5 protein-coding genes are annotated in these 4,027 nt (G+C 37.6%); all 5 read left to right on the forward strand.

Annotated elements, in window-relative coordinates; genetic code table 11:
• On the forward strand, positions 1-367 hold a 367-nt coding region (locus ACRCJ0_RS10105; RefSeq protein ID WP_431390354.1), incomplete at its 5' end, for a riboflavin kinase.
• Between the two features lie 216 nt (positions 368-583).
• On the forward strand, positions 584-1,771 hold the full coding sequence (locus tag ACRCJ0_RS10110; RefSeq protein ID WP_431390355.1) for a M20 metallopeptidase family protein: 1,188 nt from the start codon (positions 584-586) through the stop codon (positions 1,769-1,771).
• A 249-nt stretch (positions 1,772-2,020) separates the two neighbouring features.
• Positions 2,021-3,073 carry a heat-inducible transcriptional repressor HrcA gene (gene hrcA / locus ACRCJ0_RS10115; protein WP_016897082.1) on the forward strand — a complete coding sequence of 351 codons (1,053 nt, stop codon included), beginning with the start codon at positions 2,021-2,023 and terminating at the stop codon, positions 3,071-3,073.
• Between the two features lie 12 nt (positions 3,074-3,085).
• Positions 3,086-3,637, forward strand: coding sequence for a nucleotide exchange factor GrpE (grpE, locus tag ACRCJ0_RS10120; RefSeq protein ID WP_431390356.1), 552 nt, complete (start codon positions 3,086-3,088; stop codon positions 3,635-3,637).
• 78 nt (positions 3,638-3,715) lie between these two features.
• Positions 3,716-4,027, forward strand: a 312-nt coding sequence (locus ACRCJ0_RS10125) for an Hsp70 family protein (protein ID WP_431390357.1), incomplete at its 3' end; no start/stop codon positions are given.

Here is a 4,027-nt window from a genome sequence, read left to right on the forward strand (position 1 = left end):
CGGGATCGTTGTTCATGGAGAGAAACGCGGCCGTGAGCTAGGGTATCCAACAGCTAATTTAATGGTTGTAGCAGAATCATTGATTCCAGTTGAGGGTGTCTACGTGGTTGAGATGTTGTTGAATGGGCAAGTCTACCCAGGTGTTGCTTCAATTGGGACTAATATTACCTTCGGGAAAAACCGCAAGCGTACAGTAGAAATCCATCTTTTAGATTTTAAAGGGGAAATCTACGGTGAATACGTAACGGTTTATTGGCATAAATACTTGAGACCTGAACTTAAATTTGATGGCATTGAAGGGTTGATTAAACAAATGGATCAAGATGTGGTTGATGCTGAAAATTATTTAGAAAGTTTGCAAAAATAGTATTTTTGCAAAATATGTAAAATATGACTTTGAAATGAGCGCTAGGGATTTGTCTTTGGCGTTTTTTTTGACAAAAAGTGTGCAAGTACAATCAAGAAAATGGGAAGCGTTGATATAAAAGGTTTTTAGTTAATCGTTTTTATAGATTCGATTAGACAATTTTTAGAATAGTAGTAGAATGGAATAGGAAATAAAAAATATTGGAGGAATGTAAAAATGGCATATTTGGATCGTGCTAAAGAAATTTTTGATGATGCAGTAAAGGTTCGTCGTCATTTACACGAAAACCCTGAAGTTGGTTTTGAATTACCAAAAACAACTAAACTTGTGAAATCAAAACTTGATGAGTTTGGAATTGCATACGAAAACGTAGGTGATACATACGGAATTACAGGTACATTAGGTGATTCTGCTAAGGGTAAAACTTTATTGTTACGTGCAGACATGGATGCTTTAGCCATTACAGAAAAATCTCAATCAGCATGTACATCTAAAAATGAAAATGGACACTTATGTGGTCATGACATGCACACCACTATTTTACTAATGGTCTTAAAAATGTTGAAAGAAAACGAAAACCAATTAGAAGGTCAAATCAAATTCTTATTCCAACCAGCAGAAGAAACTTTAAACGGTGGACGTGTCATGGTTGAAGAGGGTATCTTAGAAAACCCCGCACCAGATGCTGGTATGGCTTTACATATGTGGCCAAATGGAGACAAAGTGGACGTTGAGATCCACCAAAAAGAAGCTTTAGCATCTGCTTTAAACTTCCGTATCACTATTAAAGGTGTGGGTGCTCATGGTGCAATGCCAAACAACGGTATCGACCCATTATTTGTGGCTAGCCAAATTATTAATGGGGCGAACGGTATTTTAGCTCGTGAATTACCATCTAACAAAGGTGCTTCTTTATCTATGGGTTACATCAATGCGCCAGGTGGTGCTATCAACGTGATCCCTGATACAGTTGTCTTAGAAGGTACTTCTCGTTCATTATTCCCAGAATCAGCAGACCATGTTTCAAAACGTTTACCAGAAATTGTTGAACATATTGGTAAAGCATTCCGTGCTGAAACTGAATATGAAGTAATGGCTGACTGTCCGTCATTAACTAACTCTAAAGAAATGTCTGAACAAGTGATGGCCTCTGCTAAAGAAGCTTTAGCGGATAAATATGACGTGGTGAACGTACCACCATACTTAGCTTCAGAAGACTATGCACACATTGCTAGCAAATTGCCAGAATCAACATACTTCTTCATTGGTTGTCCATTACCAGATGACAATGGCGAAGTATACCCTGTTCACCACCCATTAGTACAATTCAACGAAGAAGCATTAATTGTTGGATCTGCTACCTTAGCAACATCAGCAACTAACTGGTTACGTGACAACAAATAGGCGTATCGATAAAATATACAAGTCGAAAGGGCAACGGACTATTACAAATAGTCTGGTGTCCTTTTTTCTATTGGATAGGGGATTGAAATGGCTTTTCCTGCAAGCGTCAAAAGCCCAAATTTTATAGGAAGGTTTAAATGTCAAAAAAAGTCAAAAAAAAGTTTGACTATTATTGACAAAAGAAGTGATAGATGCTATATTATAAACATGTTAGCAGTCAGAGTTGTTAAGTGCTAATGAGGTGATAAGATGTTAACAAAACGACAAAGTTTAATTTTACAGGCGGTAATTGACCATTATTCAAAATACCAATTACCAGTCGGTTCGAAAACTTTATCTCAACATCAAGAAATAAACGCAAGTTCAGCTACAATACGTAATGAATTAGCCAGACTTGAAGATTTATCATTGATTTCCAAAACCCATTCATCATCTGGACGAGTGCCAGCTGAGGCGGGTTATCGTTACTATATTAATCACATCATGCCATATTATGGTGGATTGATTGATTTAGAGCTTGAGGAAGAGGAAGATGCTTTACTTAGAGAGATATTCCACGATCCTTATAACGATTTGAGTCAAGTGATTCGAAAAACGGCTGCGACTTTAGCCTCGCTTTCAGAAAGCGTCGTTATTTCGATGGGGCCAGATATTGCAAGGCAACGATTGGCCAATTTTCAAGTATTGTCTTTAACCGCTGACCAAGCAATGGTCATATTGGTGACAGATAAAGGTGTCATTCGCAATCAAATTGTGACATTCAATGAGGTGGTTACACCGCGATTGATTGAGGGTATTGCAGAGATTATGAATCAAGAACTTGTGGGCCTTGAGCTTGCAACGGTGATTGAAAGGCTGCAAACACACTATTTAAAAGATATTGAGCAAATGAACCGGTCTGATGAAGATAGTAGTCATTTGATACACCGGTTTATGAATCAATTCAATAGTGATGGCATGAGGGTAAATGGTCAAAATTATTTATTTTCTTCATTAGCTGATTCAGCTAATGGGACTAGTATTGCACAATTAAGTCAATTACTAGAAGACCGATCAGTGATTGCTTCACTGATTAATATCACAGACCAAGGTATCCAAGTGAGAGTGGGTAAAGAACTTAAAGATCCGACACTGGAGAATATGAGTTTAATGTCTACTAGCATGGGTACTGTAAAATCAGGTAAGTTAATTACTTTTGCGGTACTTGGTCAGGAAAGTATGTCCTACATTCGTATGGCGCAGCTTTTCCAAAGTATTTCAAAAGAAATGGCTAGATACCTGGACAATTATTATAAATCTTAGGAGGTCTATCAATTGACAAAAATGGACGACAATCAACAAGATTTAAATGTTGATGAAGAAATCATTGAAACTGACGTTCAAGACGAGCAAGTTGAAACAGTAACTGAAGAAGATAGCGAGTTAGCCTCTCTTCAAGCTGAATTAGCGGCTAAAGATGACCAAATTATGCGTCTATCTGCTGAAATTCAAAACATGCACCGTCGTAACCAATCTGAACGTGAATCTGCTTCAAAGTATCGGTCACAGAATTTAGCTAAGGGTATTTTACCAGCTATCGATAACTTGGAACGCGCTTTAGAATTAGCTAAGGGTGATGAGTCATCTCAGCAATTAGTGAAGGGTATCGAAATGGTACACGCAAGCTTATTACAAGCTTTAACAGAGGAAGGCGTTGAAGTCATTGATCCTAAAGGTGAACTCTTCGACCCAAACTTCCACCAATCTGTAAGTGCGGTGCCGGCTGAAGAAGGCCAGCAAGCTGAAGAAGTAGTGGCTGTTTTCCAAAAGGGGTATGTATTAAAAGATCGTGTACTAAGACCTGCGATGGTTTCTATTGCACAATAATTCATTTAACATAGATTCTAACCACAGATAAATTCATTTAAATTGATAGATTAATTAAAAAAGGAGACGTGTTTTATTATGGCAAAAATTATCGGAATTGACTTAGGTACTACTAACTCTGCAGTTTCTGTATTAGAAGGTGGCGAACCTAAAATTATCGCTAACCCAGAAGGTAACCGTACAACACCTTCAGTTGTTTCATTCAAAAATGGCGAACGCCAAGTTGGTGAAGTAGCAAAACGTTCAATGGTAACAAATCCTAACGCGATTGCTTCAATCAAACGTCACATTGGTGAAGACAACTATACTGTAGAAGTTGAAGATAAAAAATATACGCCACAAGAAGTTTCAGCAATGATCTTACAATACTTAAAAGGTTACGCTGAAGAT

The organism is Aerococcus sp. L_32 (genome assembly GCF_050689315.1).

What these genes read in the sequence shown, in the direction of transcription:
- ACRCJ0_RS10110 (WP_431390355.1), top strand. Translation starts at nt 584, where the DNA reads ATGGCATATTTGGATCGTGCTAAAGAAATTTTTGATGATGCAGTAAAG.
- hrcA (WP_016897082.1), top strand. Translation starts at nt 2,021, where the DNA reads ATGTTAACAAAACGACAAAGTTTAATTTTACAGGCGGTAATTGACCAT.